14 protein-coding genes and 8 pseudogenes are annotated in these 16,388 nt (G+C 54.1%); 14 read left to right on the top strand and 8 right to left on the bottom strand.

Annotated elements, in window-relative coordinates; genetic code table 11:
* Positions 1-71: 71 nt before the first annotated feature.
* Together FDY98_RS21390 and FDY98_RS28795 are read right to left on the bottom strand one after the other, a co-directional pair.
* Positions 72-1,159 (bottom strand): annotated as a pseudogene (locus FDY98_RS21390) (histone deacetylase family protein).
* A gap of 150 nt (positions 1,160-1,309) precedes the next feature.
* A pseudogene (locus tag FDY98_RS28795) lies at positions 1,310-1,785 on the bottom strand (flavodoxin family protein).
* Between the two features lie 93 nt (positions 1,786-1,878).
* On the opposite strand from FDY98_RS28795, the gene FDY98_RS21385 reads away from it, so the two are divergent.
* From FDY98_RS21385 to FDY98_RS21375, 3 genes are all read left to right on the top strand, one after another.
* Complete coding sequence (locus FDY98_RS21385; RefSeq protein WP_009287121.1) at positions 1,879-2,280, top strand: thiol-disulfide oxidoreductase DCC family protein; 402 nt, start codon at positions 1,879-1,881, stop codon at positions 2,278-2,280.
* Between the two features lie 17 nt (positions 2,281-2,297).
* Positions 2,298-2,774, top strand: a complete 477-nt coding sequence (locus FDY98_RS21380; protein WP_009287120.1) for a YbhB/YbcL family Raf kinase inhibitor-like protein — start codon at positions 2,298-2,300, stop codon at positions 2,772-2,774.
* Between the two features lie 75 nt (positions 2,775-2,849).
* On the top strand, positions 2,850-3,191 hold the full coding sequence (locus FDY98_RS21375) for a zinc ribbon domain-containing protein YjdM (protein WP_022522972.1): 342 nt from the start codon (positions 2,850-2,852) through the stop codon (positions 3,189-3,191).
* Between the two features lie 77 nt (positions 3,192-3,268).
* Here FDY98_RS21375 and FDY98_RS21370 read toward each other — a convergent pair whose 3' ends face one another.
* On the bottom strand, positions 3,269-3,472 hold the full coding sequence (locus tag FDY98_RS21370) for a putative motility protein (protein WP_027958665.1): 204 nt from the start codon (positions 3,470-3,472) through the stop codon (positions 3,269-3,271).
* 300 nt (positions 3,473-3,772) lie between these two features.
* On the opposite strand from FDY98_RS21370, the gene FDY98_RS21365 reads away from it, so the two are divergent.
* From FDY98_RS21365 to FDY98_RS21335, 8 genes and pseudogenes are all read left to right on the top strand, one after another.
* Positions 3,773-4,237: an SUF system Fe-S cluster assembly regulator gene (locus FDY98_RS21365; RefSeq protein ID WP_022522974.1), complete on the top strand. Its 465-nt coding sequence runs from the start codon at positions 3,773-3,775 to the stop codon at positions 4,235-4,237.
* 77 nt (positions 4,238-4,314) lie between these two features.
* Positions 4,315-5,755 (top strand): annotated as a pseudogene (gene sufB / locus FDY98_RS21360) (Fe-S cluster assembly protein SufB).
* Positions 5,756-5,828: 73 nt separating this feature from the next.
* Positions 5,829-6,578, top strand: a complete 750-nt coding sequence (sufC, locus tag FDY98_RS21355) for a Fe-S cluster assembly ATPase SufC (protein ID WP_027958666.1) — start codon at positions 5,829-5,831, stop codon at positions 6,576-6,578.
* Positions 6,575-7,914, top strand: a pseudogene (gene sufD / locus FDY98_RS21350) (Fe-S cluster assembly protein SufD). Before sufC ends, sufD begins: the two are co-directional and overlap by 4 nt.
* 26 nt (positions 7,915-7,940) lie before the next feature.
* Positions 7,941-8,747: pseudogene (locus FDY98_RS29770) on the top strand (aminotransferase class V-fold PLP-dependent enzyme).
* Positions 8,644-9,239, top strand: a pseudogene (locus FDY98_RS29765) (aminotransferase class V-fold PLP-dependent enzyme). The pseudogenes FDY98_RS29770 and FDY98_RS29765 overlap by 104 nt, the downstream one beginning before the upstream one ends.
* Positions 9,240-9,275: 36 nt before the next feature.
* Positions 9,276-9,845 (top strand): putative Fe-S cluster assembly protein SufT, encoded by a 570-nt coding sequence (sufT, locus tag FDY98_RS21340; RefSeq protein WP_009287114.1) that lies wholly within the window; start codon positions 9,276-9,278, stop codon positions 9,843-9,845.
* An 18-nt stretch (positions 9,846-9,863) separates the two neighbouring features.
* Positions 9,864-10,586 carry a SanA/YdcF family protein gene (locus FDY98_RS21335; protein ID WP_009287113.1) on the top strand — a complete coding sequence of 241 codons (723 nt, stop codon included), beginning with the start codon at positions 9,864-9,866 and terminating at the stop codon, positions 10,584-10,586.
* Between the two features lie 50 nt (positions 10,587-10,636).
* On the opposite strand, the gene FDY98_RS21330 is transcribed toward FDY98_RS21335, so the two are convergent.
* The 4 genes and pseudogenes from FDY98_RS21330 to FDY98_RS21315 all read right to left on the bottom strand — a co-directional run bounded on the left by FDY98_RS21330 (position 10,637) and on the right by FDY98_RS21315 (position 13,639).
* Positions 10,637-11,092 carry a hypothetical protein gene (locus FDY98_RS21330; RefSeq protein ID WP_155706167.1) on the bottom strand — a complete coding sequence of 152 codons (456 nt, stop codon included), beginning with the start codon at positions 11,090-11,092 and terminating at the stop codon, positions 10,637-10,639.
* An 87-nt stretch (positions 11,093-11,179) separates the two neighbouring features.
* Positions 11,180-12,086: pseudogene (rimK, locus tag FDY98_RS21325) on the bottom strand (30S ribosomal protein S6--L-glutamate ligase).
* 41 nt (positions 12,087-12,127) lie between these two features.
* Complete coding sequence (locus FDY98_RS21320; RefSeq protein ID WP_009287110.1) at positions 12,128-12,568, bottom strand: ATP-dependent zinc protease family protein; 441 nt, start codon at positions 12,566-12,568, stop codon at positions 12,128-12,130.
* A 33-nt stretch (positions 12,569-12,601) separates the two neighbouring features.
* Positions 12,602-13,639, bottom strand: coding sequence for a DUF3549 family protein (locus FDY98_RS21315; protein WP_009287109.1), 1,038 nt, complete (start codon positions 13,637-13,639; stop codon positions 12,602-12,604).
* A 327-nt stretch (positions 13,640-13,966) separates the two neighbouring features.
* On the opposite strand from FDY98_RS21315, the gene FDY98_RS21310 reads away from it, so the two are divergent.
* Positions 13,967-14,302: a YqcC family protein gene (locus tag FDY98_RS21310; RefSeq protein WP_027958669.1), complete on the top strand. Its 336-nt coding sequence runs from the start codon at positions 13,967-13,969 to the stop codon at positions 14,300-14,302.
* On the opposite strand, the pseudogene FDY98_RS21305 reads toward FDY98_RS21310, so the two are convergent.
* Positions 14,286-14,948 (bottom strand): annotated as a pseudogene (locus FDY98_RS21305) (OmpW/AlkL family protein). The gene FDY98_RS21310 and the pseudogene FDY98_RS21305 overlap by 17 nt on opposite strands.
* A 614-nt stretch (positions 14,949-15,562) precedes the next feature.
* On the opposite strand from FDY98_RS21305, the gene FDY98_RS28790 reads away from it, so the two are divergent.
* The gene (locus FDY98_RS28790) at positions 15,563-15,859 is read left to right on the top strand and encodes an AAA family ATPase (protein ID WP_340147090.1); all 297 of its coding nucleotides are present in this window, start codon (positions 15,563-15,565) and stop codon (positions 15,857-15,859) included.
* 260 nt (positions 15,860-16,119) lie between these two features.
* Complete coding sequence (locus tag FDY98_RS29760) at positions 16,120-16,359, top strand: VOC family protein (RefSeq protein WP_442907998.1); 240 nt, start codon at positions 16,120-16,122, stop codon at positions 16,357-16,359.
* Positions 16,360-16,388: the final 29 nt, after the last annotated feature.

The raw sequence follows: 16,388 nt of genomic DNA, 5'->3' as shown, positions 1-16,388 counted from the left end.
AGCGTCCAACTTTTGGGGTGCAGTTTCAGCGAGGTGCCGTTTTTATTTGCAAAGCTCCTATTCAGAAAATGCTATTCGGCTTGAAAAGCCGTGCGGTGGAAATCCGCCGCGGCTTGGACTTCCGCAATACCGCAGTTATCGGGCACAGGCACGGTGTTGCCCGCTAATACTGCAAGTACGGCTCTAGTGCCGTTGGACAGTGACTCCAGGTTGTAGCCGCCCTCTAATACGAACACCAAACGGTCATCGCAGTGTTGTTCGGCCAGTTGCTGCAAGAAACCGGTCAGTGCGCCAAAACCCTCATAGGAAACGTTTAAGGCTAAATCGTGCCAGGGGGGTCAAATCCTGCCGAGACTAAAATAATGTCGGGCTTAAACCACGCTGCGGCCGGAGCAAGAATGTCACGAAATGCCTTGAGATACGCTTCGTCGCCAGCGCCAGCCGGTAACGGAACATTAATCGTGGTGCCTTCAGCTAAACCGGCTCCCACCTCTTCCAGGTGACCTGAGCCGGGATAGAAGGGCGCCGCGCGGTGAATATCGAAAAACATCACGTCCGGCTCTGCCCAAAAAATATCCTGGGTGCCGTTGCCGTGATGGGCGTCCCAATCAACAATCAGCACTCTCTCACAACCCAGCGCACTGCGCGCATGGGCTGCGGCGACCGCTACATTGTTGAATAAACAAAAGCCACGGGCGCGAACGGGCTCTGCGTGGTGCCCTGGCGGGCGCACAAGTGCAAAGGCACTTTTAGCGCGCTTCTCCATGACCGCTTCTACTGCGGCAATGGCCGTTCCCGCGGCGACTTCGGCGGCATCGACGCTACCCGGTGAGACCGCTGTGGTATCCACATCCAACCAGGCATTTTTCCCGCGCAGGCTAAAAATATCGCTTAGATAGGAAGTGGTATGCACCCTAGCGAGTTGTTCATGGGTGGCTGCTTTGCCACCTTCAATGTGCAGGCCCGCAATGGGCGCTTTCTCAAGCAGGTGCTGAATGGCTTTCAAGCGGCCGGGGTGCTCGGGGTATTTCCACGGCACAGGGAGCCCTGCAAGTAGATGTCGAATGCGCTTATCGATCCGTTGAGGTAGAAAGTCGGCGTCAATATTGGGCTCGTGAGCGAGCACCCGATCATCATAGAAAGCAATGACTTTATGCATAATGGCTACCTAATGTACGTGCGCTAAGTCACAGCAGTAAATTCAAGCAAGTACTGCCGCCCTTTAATCGCACAATGGGCACGAAATGCTTATCTACAGTAAGGCAGGCTGGGCGAGGTTATACAATATCACTCTCAAACCATGTCACTTTCAAACAATGCCACTCTCAACACTAAACGCTAGGGTCATGCTGAGTTCTTCTACCTGATCTACAAATGAGGGCTGCCACTCGCCGCGCAAAATGAGCGGTGGCTGTACCCATCGCCAGCGTAAGCCAGTGACGATGCTTTCTACTGCGCGTTGGGTGCCCGTGCCATCGTGCCCTGCGCGAATATAGAGCGCGCAGGGTAATCCCTGTTTCTTTTCAATGACAGAATAGTAGCTCCGATCAAAAAATCCTTGAGGGCGCCGCTCATATACCCCAGGTTTTCCGTGGTGCCGAGCAGAATCGCGTCGCAGGCCAGCACGTCGTCTGGGCCGGCTTCCAGGGCGCTTTTACCACGCAGTGCATCTGTTCAAGGTCGGAATGGCTAGCACCCTGGAAGGCCGCATCGCGCAGTAGGCGCGTATATTGTCGAAGGGGCATGGGCAACAATTAATAGCTGTTTTTTGAACTCAGATGTCATAGCCGTAGCCTAAGTAAGCAGTAAATATCTAAAAGTTTGCGACCAGTGCTGGAAATGCCACACTGCTTCAGTGACTTTAAGTAGAGAGCCTATATGCCCAACAAGACTTCTATCAATGTCTTTTACGATGCGAAGTGCCCGCTGTGTCGTAAAGAGCGCCGCCGCTATGAGCGCTGGTCGGGGCGGCATGCCGCTGATATCGCTTGGCTTGATGTGAGTGAACATCACCAGGCGCTACAGCAAAAGGGCGTCGATCCCGACATGGCGCTGCGTTCTCTGCATATCGAAACAGCATCTGGGCAATTGGTGGAGGGGATCGATGCTTACCGTTTATTAATGAAGCGTATTCCCCTGTTGGCGCCGGCTGCCTGGATCATTGGTCTACCGGGCATTAAATCGGGCTTGCGGGCGCTTTATGATGCCTGGGTTAAGCGCCGCCTGAAGAAACAAGGCCGGTGGAGTTGTGAGACTAGGAGCGAAAGGCATATTAGATAAAACCAAGGAGATAAAACATGACATTTGCACTTTCATCAATGCAGGTTACCAGCTTGGCGTTTGCTGACCATCAGGCGATCCCTGCCAAGCACACCGGGGAAGGTGAGGATGTTTCGCCAGCACTTGCTTGGCAATACGCTCCCGAGGGAACCCAAGGGTTTGCGGTGATCTGTCACGACCCGGACGCGCCGTTGGTCAAAGACGGTAGCTATGGCTTTGTCCACTGGGTGCTCTATAACCTACCCGGCGATATTCAGGAATTAACTGAAAAGACGGCGGCGGGCACCGTCGGTGCAAATGATAAAGGTGGTACTGGCTATTGTGGCCCGATGCCGCCAGAAGGGCACGGCAAGCATCTTTATTATTTCTGGGTGCTGGCGCTGGATCATCAAACCTCGCTCCCTGAAGGGCTCACGCTGGCTGAACTGCTCAAAGAAGTAGAGCCTCACCTGCTGGGAATGAACCGTTTGGTGGGTACTTACCAGCGCGATTGATCTAGCCTCTGGCTGGACATTTTGCGTAACCGTGTAGGCTCCATCGCTTTCTAACTGTGGTGATGGAGCCGACTGATGAGTGATTTGCCTAACTGTCCTGCCTGTGCCTCTGAGTTTAGCTACGATGATGGTCTGCAATATGTCTGCCCAGAGTGCGGCCATGAGTGGTCAAAAGTGGCAGAAGAAGAGGGCGCTGATGACGCTTCAGGCGTGCGCGATGCCAACGGCAATATGCTCGCCGACGGTGATAGCGTAACGGTGATCAAGGACTTGAAGGTTAAGGGCAGTTCACTGGTGGTTAAAGTGGGTACCAAAGTGAAAAGCATTCGCTTAGTTGAAGGCGACCACGATATCGACTGTAAAATTGACGGTATCGGCCCGATGAAGCTTAAATCCGAATTTGTTAAGAAAGCCTAGCGCTAAAGCAGATCGTTAAAAAAATAGCCCCCTGGCATTGACCAGGGGGGCTATTGATTTATCTAGCCTAACGTTTATTACGCAGTCGTATTAATCTGCGTACCTACGCTGCCACTGGTGGCCAGTTGCGGATCCATCGAAACACTCTCCATCAGCGCGGCAATCTGTGATGCACTGCCATCTAACGCTTGTTTAAAAACGCTAAGCTGGGCCTGTTGGCTTATCTGCACCTGCTGAAGCGCCATTGATGCACTTACCATGTTATTTACTGCTGAATCCATGTCGTCACCTCGAATAGCATTTGCCATCCACAATGATGGCATCTGATACCTAGCCGAAATTACCAGACGCCATCATTAAGTGTAAAGCCATAAAGCAAAGAATGACTGATGATAGCTTTCCTAAATGATAATGATTGTTGTTTTTGATGCTATCAGCGCCGAACGTGCCGATATTTTGCGTAAATTGCTATCCATTTTGCTCAGGGGCTTCACATCAAATTTATACAGGACTAAAATGGTACTCAATTGACGTGGCGACCATTTGATTTGCTGCGTACTGATGACATAAAGGGAGTCGACATGCTTAAGCTTTCTCGGCTGACAGACTATGCCGCGGTGGTCATGGCGCAAATTGCCCGCCATTCCCAGGCGTCGCATGCAGCGGCAGAGTTAGCAGAGGCCGTGCAGTTGCCCCATCCGACGGTGAGTAAAACGCTCAAAATGCTAGTGCGGGCAGGGCTGCTGGTTTCTCAGCGTGGCGCCCAAGGCGGTTACCGCCTGGCCCGGCCCGCATCGCAGATTACTGCCGCCGATATTATTGCGGCGATTGAAGGCCCCGTCGCCATGACCGAGTGCAGCCAAGCAGAAGGCGATTGTGAGCTTGTGGCTACCTGCGGTGTGGCAGACAACTGGCAGCGGGTCTCCTTGGCAATGCGTACTCTGCTAGAGAGCGTGACCCTGGCGCATCTGGCTGATACAGCGCCGATTAAGCTGCCAGTACAACTGCCTATTCAAACGATCAGCCTGTCGGCGGCGTCGGCCTAACGGCGGCGCGAGTACAGCAGGCCTAATTTATTATTAAAGGCGATGACCTCGCCACCCAACTGCCGGAGGGTATCACCATGGCAAGCGAAGAAATGGAACAGTTGGTTCGTCGCGAATACAAAGATGGCTTTGTAACCGATATTGAGAGCGACACCCTGCCACCTGGCCTGGATGAAAACACCATCGCCTTTATCTCCAAAAAGAAGGGCGAGCCGGAGTGGATGCTGGAGTGGCGTCTGGATGCCTACCGCCAGTGGCTGAAGATGGAAGCCCCTTCCTGGGCGCATCTCGACTATCCGCCGATCGATTACCAATCGATCTCCTATTTCAGTGCGCCGAAACGCCCGGAAGACCGCCCGCAAAGCCTGGATGAAGTGGATCCCAAACTGCTGGAAACCTATGAGAAACTGGGTATTCCGTTGCACGAACGCGCCGCGCTGGCAGGTGTTGCCGTCGATGCGGTGTTTGACTCCGTTTCGGTCGCCACCACCTTCAAAAAGCAGCTTGGCGAAGCAGGGGTTATTTTCTGCTCTATCTCTGAAGCTATCCGTGACTACCCAGAGCTGATCAAGCAGTATTTGGGCACCGTGGTTCCCGTGGCGGACAACTACTTTGCGGCGCTGAACTCAGCGGTGTTTACCGATGGCTCCTTTGTGTTTGTACCAGAAGGCGTGACTTGCCCGATGGAGCTGTCTACGTACTTCCGCATTAACGCGGCCAACACTGGCCAGTTTGAGCGCACGCTGATTATTTGCGAAAGCCGTGCCCAGGTCTCTTACCTGGAAGGCTGTACGGCTCCAATGCGCGATGAGAACCAGCTTCACGCCGCGGTGGTCGAGCTTGTCGCTCTGGACGACGCCTATATCAAATACTCCACCGTGCAGAACTGGTACCCGGTGATGAAAATGGCGTAGGCGGTATCTATAACTTCGTCACCAAGCGCGGTGACTGCCGTGGTGACCGTTCACGGATTAGCTGGACGCAGGTAGAAACCGGCTCGGCGATTACCTGGAAGTACCCCTCCTGCGTACTGCGCGGCAAAGACAGTATCGGCGAGTTCTACTCCGTCGCCGTTACCAATGGTCGCCAGCAGGCCGATACCGGCACCAAGATGATTCATATTGGCGAAGGCACGCGTTCGTATATCGTCGCTAAAGGTATCTCAGCGGGCAGGAGTGACCAATCCTATCGCGGCCTGGTGAAAATTGGCCCGCGGGCCAAAGGGGCGCGTAACTTCACCAGTGTGACTCGCTGTTGATAGGTGATAAGTGCGGTGCGCATACTTTCCCTTATCAGGAAATTGGCAATAGCACCGCGACCATTGAGCACGAAGCGACGACCTCGAAAATCGGTGAAGACCAGCTGTTCTACTGCCAGAGCCGCGGTATCTCTGAAGAAGACGCGGTCAGCATGATCGTTAACGGTTTCTGCAAGGATGTCTTTCAGGAACTGCCGATGGAGTTTGCCGTTGAAGCCGAAGCACTGCTCAACGTCACCCTGGAAGGCGCGGTAGGTTAATCGCTGGTTGTCCAGTTCACCCAATTTTATCAGTGTCGCCGTGGCGACTCGCCAGAATCAGAAGGTATTCAATATGTTGCAAGTGAAAGATTTACACGTCACCGTCGAAGGCAATGAAATCCTCAAAGGCCTCACCCTGACCATCAATGCGGGTGAAGTGCACGCCATCATGGGGCCGAACGGCGCGGGTAAATCGACGCTATCCGCGGTGATTGCCGGTAAAGATGGCTATGAAGTCACCCAGGGCACGGTTACCTTCGATGGCAAGGATGTGCTCGAAATGGAAATTGAAGAGCGCGCCCAGGCCGGCCTGCTGTTGGGTTTCCAGTACCCGGTCGAGATTCCAGGGGTTAAAAACATTTACCTGCTGAAGTCTGCGCTTAATGCCCAGCGCGTAGCCCGCGGCGAAGGCGAAATGCCAGCGCCAGAGTTTATGAAGCTGGTGAAAGAGAAGCTTGGTTACATGAAAATGGACGCTAGCTTCCTACAGCGCGCCGTTAACGAAGGCTTCTCTGGCGGTGAGAAAAAACGTAACGAGATCCTGCAGATGCTGGTGCTTCAGCCGAAGCTCGCGATGCTCGATGAGATCGATTCCGGCCTGGATATCGACGCCATGAAAGTGGTCGCCGATGGTGTCAACAGCCTGCGCGCTGAAGACCGCGCCATTCTACTGGTCACCCACTACCAGCGTCTGCTGGATTACATCGTGCCAGACCAGGTTCACGTCTTGGTCGATGGCCGTATTGTCAAAACCGGTGATGCCGAGCTGGCCAAACAGCTGGAAGCCAATGGGTACGAAGGTATCGAGGAGTCTGTGGCATGAGCGATACGCAAACCTTTTTAGACACGCTGAAGGCGCGCAGCTCGAACTACACAGCGGAACCGACCTGGATTGCTGCTCGTCGCCAGGCGGGTGCTGCACGTTTTGAGGCGCTGGGTTTTCCTACGCGTCGCGATGAAGAGTGGAAGTACACCGACGTACGTTCGATTGCCCAGGGCAACTTTGCAATAGCCGACAACGCTGAGTTCTCTCCGGCCACCGCTGCGGCGCTAACGCTGCCGATTGATGCCTACCGGCTGACCTTCGTGGATGGTGTTTTCTCATCGGCGCTCTCTGATTTGGATTCACTGCCGTCAAGCGTTCAGGTGTTACCGCTTTCCAAGGCGCTCGCAGAGAACCACGAAGCCGTGGGTGGCCCGCTTGGGCGCTTAACCGGGGTCGATTTTTCGCCCTTCGCCGCGCTAAACACGGCGTTTATGGAAGAGGGGCAGTGGTTCGCATTGCACCGGGAACAGTGGTTGAGAAGCCCATTCTGCTGCAGTTTCTGTCCCGCGCAGGCCAGCCGGTGATGTGTCACCCGCGGGTGCTGGTGGAGGCAGGAGGCCGCAGCGAGGCGACGCTGATCGAGCACTACACAGGCGAAAGCGAAGCGACGAACTTCACCAACGTGGTTGGCGAGCTGATGCTAGACCGGGGCGCGATACTGGCCCACTACAAGCTGCAAGAAGCGCCGTTGGGTGATTTGCACGTGGCGAGCATTCACGTAGAGCAGGGACGCGATACGCGCTATACCTCCTATAACCTGAGCCTGGGCGGTGCGCTGGTGCGCAATGACCTGATCAGTGACTTGAACGGCCAGGGCGCTGAAACCAACTTCCTGGGTCTGTTCTTTGGTCAGGGTCGCCAACACGTCGACAACCATACCAAGGTCAACCACAATGCGCCGCTGACGTTCTCCAATGAGAACTACAAGGGCATTCTGGATGATCGCGCCCACGGGGTGTTTAACGGCAAGGTCTATGTCAAGCGCGATAGCCAGAAGATCGAAGGTTTTCAGAGTAACCAAAACCTACTGCTATCGGATCGTGCCCACATTGATGCCAAGCCTGAGCTTGAAATCTACGCCGATGACGTTAAGTGCTCACACGGCACGACTACAGGCCAGCTAGACGAAGAGGCGATTTATGCGCTGCGTACCCGCGGTATCGATGAAGCCACCGCTCGCGGTCTGCTAACGCTCGCTTTCGCTGGCGAGGTGTTGGACAAAGTCACCCTGGATGCGATTGCCGAGCGCGTTGAGTTAGCGGTCGCCGGTAAGCTGCCAGAGCGCTTCAACCTTGCCGGGCTTGTCGAAGCGGCGGTTTCACTTAACGACTAGCGCCACTACCCAATCAGGAGCGTCTGATGCCACATTCCGTTATTGAGCCAACGTCTAGCCCTTCTCAAACAGGCACTGTGCAAACAAGCCCTGCGCAAGCGACCTTTGATGTTATGCGCCTGCGCCAGGACTTTCCGGTGCTGGCCCGTGAGGTGCACGGCAAGCCGCTGATCTATTTAGATAATGCGGCCACTAGCCAAACGCCTCAGCAGGTGATTGACGTGTTTAGCGATTACTACTCGCGCTATAACGCCAATATTCACCGCGGGCTGCATACTCTCGCCGATGAGGCGACGGCGGCGTTTGAAGGCACGCGCCACCGGGTTAAGGCGTTCCTTAATGCGGAAGATGCGCGTCAGATCATCTTTACCCGCGGCACCACGGAAGCGATTAATCTGGTCGTGCATAGCTGGGGGCGTGCAAATCTTGCACCTGGCGAGAGGTGTTGATTTCGATGTTGGAGCATCACTCCAATATTGTTCCCTGGCACAGCTGTTGGCCGCCGAGATTGGTTTTACCATTAAGGTGATTCCGTTGAGGCCAACGGCGCGCTGGATATGGCTGCCTATCGCTCGCTGCTGAGTGAGCGCACTAAGCTGGTGGCGGTGAACCATGTCTCTAATGCCCTGGGAACTATTAACCCGGTGCAAGAGATGGCAACCCTTGCCCATCAGCAGGGTGCGCTGATTCTGATTGATGGTGCTCAGGCAGCACCTCACCAAGTGGTCGATGTGCAGGCAATCGATGCTGACTTCTATCTATGCCTTCTCTGGCCACAAAGTGTATGGGCCGACAGGCGTTGGCGTGCTCTACGGCAAGCAGGCGCTGCTTGAAGCGATGCCGCCCTGGCAGGGGGCGGGGAGATGATCAGCACGGTCTCCTTTGATGCGGGTACCACTTTTGCCGCTATTCCGCATAAGTTTGAAGCGGGCACGCCCGCTGTTGCGGAGGTCATTGCCCTGGGTCGAGCGCTTGAGTGGATGGAGAGCATTGGCATAGATGCCATCGGCGCCTGGGAAGGCCAACTGCTCGATCACGCTACCCAGGCGGTCGGTCAAATCGATGGTCTACGTATTTTAGGCACTGCGCCGGATAAAGCGGCCGTTCTTTCCTTTATTGTGGAAGGGGCGCATTCGCAAGATATCGGCCTGCTGATCGATCAGCTCGGCGTCGCTATTCGTACCGGCCACCATTGCGCACAGCCCTTGTTGCATCATTTTGGGGTCGACGCGACGTGCCGTGCTTCATTTGCGGCGTATAATACCCTCGATGAAGTGGATCGCTTTGTAGAAGCACTCCAACGTGTCATTGGTATGGTGCGTTAAGGTCGATTCTTTAGGAATCGTCATTTAAGGACAGTTATGGATCTTGAGCAAGTTGCCAGCCTCGAACGTGGTCAACAGTTACCGCTCCAGCGCGATGTGGAAGCCATTGCCATTCCGTTTGGCAGTACGGAAACACTGGCTGAAGATAGCGTTGTTAGCGTTATGCAGGCGAAAGGCAGTACGGTAAGCGTCGGTTTTGAGGGGCGCCTCTATTTGATTGAGGGGCAAAACCTGGATGCCCTGGGGCTTGAGTCGCTCCCGCGTCCTACGCTGCCCGAAACGGCTACCGAGGAAGAGATTGAGCAGTTCGTGTGGGATCAACTGCGCACCTGCTTTGACCCGGAGATACCGGTCAATATCGTTGACTTAGGGCTTGTCTACGGCTGCCGTATCGAGCGCCTTATCAGTGGTGAGCGTATGGTAACTATCCGCATGACGCTGACCGCCCCTGGGTGTGGGATGGGCGATGTAATCGCGGCGGATGCGCGCAATAAGATCCTCGGTGCGCCGCAGATCAGCAAGGTTCACACCGAAATAGTCTTCAGCCCGCCCTGGAGCCGTGACATGATGAGTGACGAGGCCAAGCTTGAACTCGGCATGTTCTAACCCCGGCTGGGGAGCTGGATGCATAACCTTTTGTTGAAATGGCTAAAGCGTTTATTAATGTCGCTAGGAGCACTGTCGCTGCTGGCGACATTGCTGTTTATAGGCGGCAATTTTTGGGTGCTCGCGACGACCGCCGCTTACATTGAGCGTCAGCCGCAGCAGTGTCGTCCAGCAGAGGTGGGGATTGTCTTCGGTACGTCTCACTGGACGCGTAGTGGGGTGAGAAACCCGCACTTCCATGCGCGCATGCGAACCGCTGCTACTTTAATTGAGCAAGCTCAGGTCGAGCATCTTTTGCTCTCTGGGGATAATCGTACCCAGGCGTATAACGAGCCGCGCGCAATGTGGCGCGAGCTGTATCGACGCGGTGTCGCGTCTGAACAGCTGACCATGGATTTTGCTGGTTTTAGCACCTACGACACGCTAGCGCGTGCCCGAGACGTTTTTCAGCTGGATAAAGCCCTGCTGATCACCCAGAGCTGGCATCTTCCCCGCGCGGTATTTATTGGTCGTGCGCTAGGTATCGATGTCACTGGCTGTGTGGCGGATGATCCTACCGTAGCAGTGGGGTGGCGTTTAAAGCTGCGCGAGTGGGCAGCACGCGTAGCCACCCTGGGTGATCTCTATGTATGGGGGAGGGAGCCCTATTTTCTCGGTACGCCTGAGCCCATCGAATTACCCAGGCGGACGCCCATAGACCTTATTCTGCCATCACTAAACGAGCGCTTTAGCCCTCCATAGCTCTTTTATTAGCCCTTGCCATAGATAGTTTCAAGCCCCTAGCAGCGTGTCTATAGGGCGTTAGCGGTGGGTTTGCGCTTTTGCAGCGCATACAGCTCGCGGATAAGCTTACGGCACCCCTGCATGCACTCTTCTACCACCGGTTCAATCGGATCGGGTAACGGGTGGGTATACAGAGAGGAGAGCGCCTGCATTAATACACGCTCTTGCTCCAATAGCTCATTGATGAGTACTTGGCTATCGTTGCCGACAAAGCTTTTTAGACGGCTCCACAGCCATAAAAAATCATCGCGCTCAACGTCTGCATCCCGGGGCAGCATTTTTAAATGCGCACGGGCCAGATCCTGCAGCTGGCGCATCTGCTTGAGCCGCGCAGCATAATGCGGCTTTAAAGCGTCACGCAGCGACGGGCGCAGGCGTTCAATATTGTCTTGGAAATAATCAATGCTATCGGCCAGCGCTTCCAATACGCTGTCCATCGCCACTTGGCGATTATCGAGAAACATGAGCGTCTACCTCCTTCGGTGACGCAGATTGTGGGGGTGACAGCGACTATTTGCCACCCCCGAAACGGATTATTTTAATATTTTGCCTTAGCCTTTAGGCTTGGGCGGTGCTTTACGGGCTGGTGAAGCGTTTCTTTCAATGTGCTCAATGATCATTCCCGCAATATCTTTGCCGGTGGCGTTCTCAATGCCCTGCAAACCAGGCGAAGAGTTAACCTCCATAATCACCGGGCCGTGATTGGAGCGTAGCAAATCGACACCGGCAACGCGCAGGCCCATGGCTTTGGCTGCACGGATCGCCGTTGAACGTTCTTCAGGGGTGATGCGGATCACGGTGGCGGTGCCGCCGCGGTGTAGATTCGAGCGAAACTCACCGTCCGCCGCCTGGCGCTTCATTGAAGCGACCACTTTATCGCCAATCACGAAGCAGCGAATATCGGCGCCACGCGCCTCTTTGATGTACTCCTGCACCATGATATTGGCTTTCATGCCATGAACGCTTGAATGACGGATTCAGCGGCCTGGTTGGTTTCCGCCAATACCACACCAATCCCCTGGGTGCCTTCGAGCAGCTTAATGACCAGCGGCGCACCTTTGACCATGGTGATCAGGTCGGGAATGTCATCGGGGGAGTGGGCAAAGCCGGTAATTGGCAGCCCCAACCCCTTACGCGACAGCAGTTGCAGTGAGCGTAATTTATCCCGCGAACGGGTAATCGAGACGTTATCGTTGATAACGTAGGTGCCCATCATTTCAAACTGGCGCAGCACCGCACAGCCGTAAAAGGTGACCGATGAACCAATGCGCGGGATCACCGCATCGAAAGGCTCAATCTCTTGGCCTTTATAGTGATCGAAGGGTGGTGCGAGGTAATGCTCATATAGCAACGCAGCGTGTCCACCACGCGGGCGGTATGCCCACGCTGCTCTGCGGCTTCAACCAGGCGGCGGGTAGAGTACAAATTGCGATTGCGTGACAGCAGAGCGATATGCATGTAGGAGACTCCGAGCTGAGATTGAAGCGACTAATAAGGGGTTAAGGCTCACCGTGCAAGAATGCGGCACCGGGGGCCACCAGGAGGCGGCGCATGGCACTACGGCCTAGTAGCATCGGGTGGCGCATATTGCTGCGGTCAGTAAGGGTCAGTTCAATGGGGAAATTCAAATCGCCCATCTGCATCGGGGTACGTATAACATAGCGCCACTCGCTATGACCGTTGGAACTGGTGACCCGGCGTCGATCATGCAGGTGCAAACGGAAGCGATGCGCTGGCGTGTCTGGCCCTCCGCTATGGGTGATAAAGCTAACCCACAGTTGACCATGGTCATCTTCATCGGTCTCTATCTCTTCTGCATGCAGTGCAGATGTTCGCGCGCCAGTGTCAGCTTTACAGCATAGGTGAAGCCCTAGTTCAGGTAGCGTCACCATCTCGCGGCGGCCAATGACCGCTTTGGCCTGATAGGGTAATTCCTTCACGGCTCACTCCTTGCAATTAAAAGTGACATCGGATCAAGCGTTCCTCTGTGACATCATCAGTGTCAAACGGCGTTGGGTTGCGGAGCCAGCAGGCGCATCCCGCAGTGCCATCATGACCGGTAAGCGTAGTCGTGGTATTAACGCAATATCACGCACTACGGCGGCAAAATCGCTACGCTCATCTTCTGCTAAGCGTTGCAGAAAAAGTGGCAGGCGCTGCGCGTCTTCAAGATAGCCCCAGCCGCGCCCGGCTATTGCCGCGAGCACATCCGGCCCACAGGCCGCTGAGTTGTTAAGTAAGGCCGTGTACCAATTACCCACCTCTGATGCATCCGTATTGCCCACTGCGCGCAGACAGGCACACAGCGTTTCGATGTCGCCCGCTTGTGCAGCGGCTTCGCCACGACGCTGCAGTGCCGCGACTAACGCCTGTGGCAATGGCTGGTGCTCTAAACAGTAGCACAAGGAGTGGATAACGGCGGTAGGCAGTTCAGGCAACCGCTGCGCGAGCGATTCAGCGTCAAGTGTTTCCATTCTCACGACGTAATCGGCAATCCCTTGTAACCCCAATGCCTGCCAATCGATCGCTTGCTGGCCGCTCAAGTAGGCATCAACCGGCTCAAAATGCTGGCTGGCGGGTAGCCCACGCGCATGGGTGGCGCGTGCATTGAGCATGGCTTGGAAGGTGACGTTAGGCGTGAAGGCGAGGGGATTATCCTTCATTAAGTGATCCACGTCCGCTGTTTCTTCACGACCCACGTTAGAAACCGCGCGCCCCAGTGTTTCCAGCAGCCGGTTTAAAAACGCATCGCGCTGGGCGGGGGCAATCATTCCCTGCTCGTCCAGTGGCAAGGCTAAGAACCAAATAGCCGGTTCGGGCATATCGCCAAGGCGAAACACAATGGCTAAGCGCGCTTGGCCTTGCCAGGGTTCTGGCCAGGCCATTTCGCCACCTTCAAAGGCGGCAAGTGACTCCCGCGGGCAGGAGACGACATGGCGCCCCATATGGTAAAGGGAAACCTCGCCACCGCTGCGGGTAAAAAACTCATCAAGGGTTTGAATTGGTTGCATGACATCCTTCCGCGTTGCAAGCCTGCACTCTACCTTGCTGATGTGACACTGTCAGCCGCAGAGACTGATAAAACATGGTGTTAATGACAGTGCCTTAAGGCATTAGCATTAATGACAATGCGGTTAAAAATTAATCAACTGTGCGAAAGCCCCATGAGAGCAAGCGTTGCGACACCTTTCCATAGTTTATCCACAGGCTCGTGCAGGTTTTCTGTGAGTCTATGGATAACTTCCCGCAAGCGTTGATAGGTGGCAAGGCACTCGCTGAGTGGGGATAATGGGCAGACGACACACTTTTCATTTTCCGAGGTAGTGACACACGTCTTTATGAGTACTTATCAACCGCTGCAGACAGCACTTCTAGAGCTTGAGGCGTCGATGAAAGCCGCCGATCTATGGCGCATGCCAACACCCGATGCAGAGGCGTTTGCCAGCCAGCAGCCATTTTGCATCGACACGATGTCGCTGCCTCAATGGGTACGCTTTGTGTTTATTGCCCGCTTGAACGCTTTGATGGATGCCCGTGCAGCCATGCCCGCAAAGTGCGAGGTGGCTCCCGCCGTGGCGGCCTATTTACAGCAGGAGAAAACACCCGCCCACCACCAGCTGCTCATCGTGCGGGCGGTAGAGAAGGTCGACCAGATCGTCACTGAAAGCGCTTAAAGCGGCATGCTACTAAACGCACAAAGCCCACCGTGAGGCAGGCTTTGTGGATAACATCCGCTAGCGGTTTTGCAAGTGGCTTAGAAGCGGTAACTGAGGCCTGCCATGACCACGAGAGGATCGATCTCAACGGTACTGCCGCCGCACCGTTAACGCTCGCATCGGTATCGATATCGATGTACCAAGCAGCGGCGTTCAGCGCCCAATGGTCATCAATTAATAGATCAACACCTACCTGGCCTGCCGCCCCAGGAGTCATCCAGGTCTAAATCACCAATCGTCAGCTCCTCATCGGAAAAAAGGTGTAGTTAATACCGGCGCCGACATAGGGCTGTACGCGTGACTGAGTGCCGCCCAGCGGGTAGTACTGCAGTGTTAGGGTCGGCGGCAGGTGCTTGGTTGAGGCAATGTTATCGCCGTTTAAATGGATGTCGTGTTCAAACGGCAGCGCCGCCAGTAGTTCCACGCCGACTTTATCGTGGAAGCGATAGCCCAAGGTGAACGCGAAATCGGTTTTATCCTGTACATCCACTGATAGCGCACCGTTGGCCAGTGAGCCGTTGTCGCTGGTGGGGGCGACTTTGGCCACACCCACGCGGGTGAAGAAATCGCCAGCGCCGTAGGCGAATGCCTGGCTGCTGGTCATCATTGCCGCAGCGGCAACAGTGGTGACGAATAATGTAGGCAGGGTGGCTTTACGCATGGGATCACTCCAGGTGTTAACGCAGATAGTAAGATTAGACGGCTTTTCGATAGCCGCTTAACGATGAAACCAGTGTAACGAGACCCAGGGAGTGGATTATTGATCCAGGGCAAGAGTTATTAGACATGGGGGGTTAGGGGGAGGGGAGGCTGGAGAGACCTAATTCAGAAGCGGGCTGCTAACCATTTGGCTTGCCCATTTGTATGGATGCATGCGCAGTGATATGAAGTATTTTTAGTCTGTAATGCGTGTTTTTCTGATACGCTCAGCAAGAGGTATGATCAAATATTGCCAGAATATTGTTTATAAAAATAAATTAAAACAGCAGGTTGTAAAACATCTGCTCGTGTTTATAGGCAATGCGAAAAGATGGTCAGGAATGAGCATGCGCATTTTTCTAGCGAGCATTTGAATGGGAGTTGGTAATTTGCCCATTACTATTAACACATTGGAGTTTTTTTATGGTGTTACGCTTTCTAGGAAAATACGTATGCGCAGAAATAAACTGCTATGCAATACGAGGCAAGAAATGAAGAAATGAAGAAAGGAATGTTGACATTTTTCTGCGGGAAAATGGGGGCAGGGAAAACTACAAAGTTCTTGAAGTTTCCCAAGAACGAAACGCCGTACTGCTTTCAGAAGACGAGTGGCTTGCGTCGGTTTATCCCGATAGCATTAAGACACTGGAAGATTACGTAAAATATGCTGGACGGCTCAAGCCTCAAATGAAGAAGCTGGCTCAGTCGATCTTGGCGTCAGGCACTAATGTGGTAATGGACTTTCCTGCAAATACGATTCCGCAACGAAAATGGCTTAGAAGTGTCTTTTCAGAGATTCAGGCTCCCATGAGCTAATTTACATTGACCAGCCAAATGATACCTGCTTAGAGCAGATAGCCAAAAGGCGTGCAGAACAACCGCAGAGAGCGACAACGGATACTGAAAGAGATGTTTGAGCAGGTTACAAAGTACTTTGTTGCGCCCACACCTGATGAAGGGTTAACATAACTGTAATTTCGGCAAATGGATAATAGCCGCAGGTACAGCGACTGCTTGTACGTTGCGGCTGCGCCTTTATTACAAAGCCGCGCACGTTGCAGCGTTATGTCATTTTGGTGAATTATAAACTTGATTTGTTCGTACTACGGTGCAGCGATTTGCGGGCCAGCAAGCAGTTCTATGAGCAGCTCGGTTTCAGCTTCGTGGAAGAGCAGCATGGCTGTGGGCCAGTGCATTACTCGTCAGAAAATGCGGGGTTTGTATTCGAGTTGTATCCATTGGTTAGCAGCGAATCAGTAGACAACACGCGACTAGGATTTTCAGTGGAAGGTCTGGGCAATATCATCCTGACTTAGAATTAGTGGACCAGTATAAGTTTGGCGGA

Source organism: Halomonas sp. PA16-9 (assembly GCF_009728585.1).
Classification (GTDB): Bacteria; Pseudomonadota; Gammaproteobacteria; order Pseudomonadales; family Halomonadaceae; genus Vreelandella; species Vreelandella titanicae.
The sequence above is the reverse complement of the archived record's forward strand: the minus strand, read 5'-3'. Positions and strand labels throughout refer to the sequence as shown.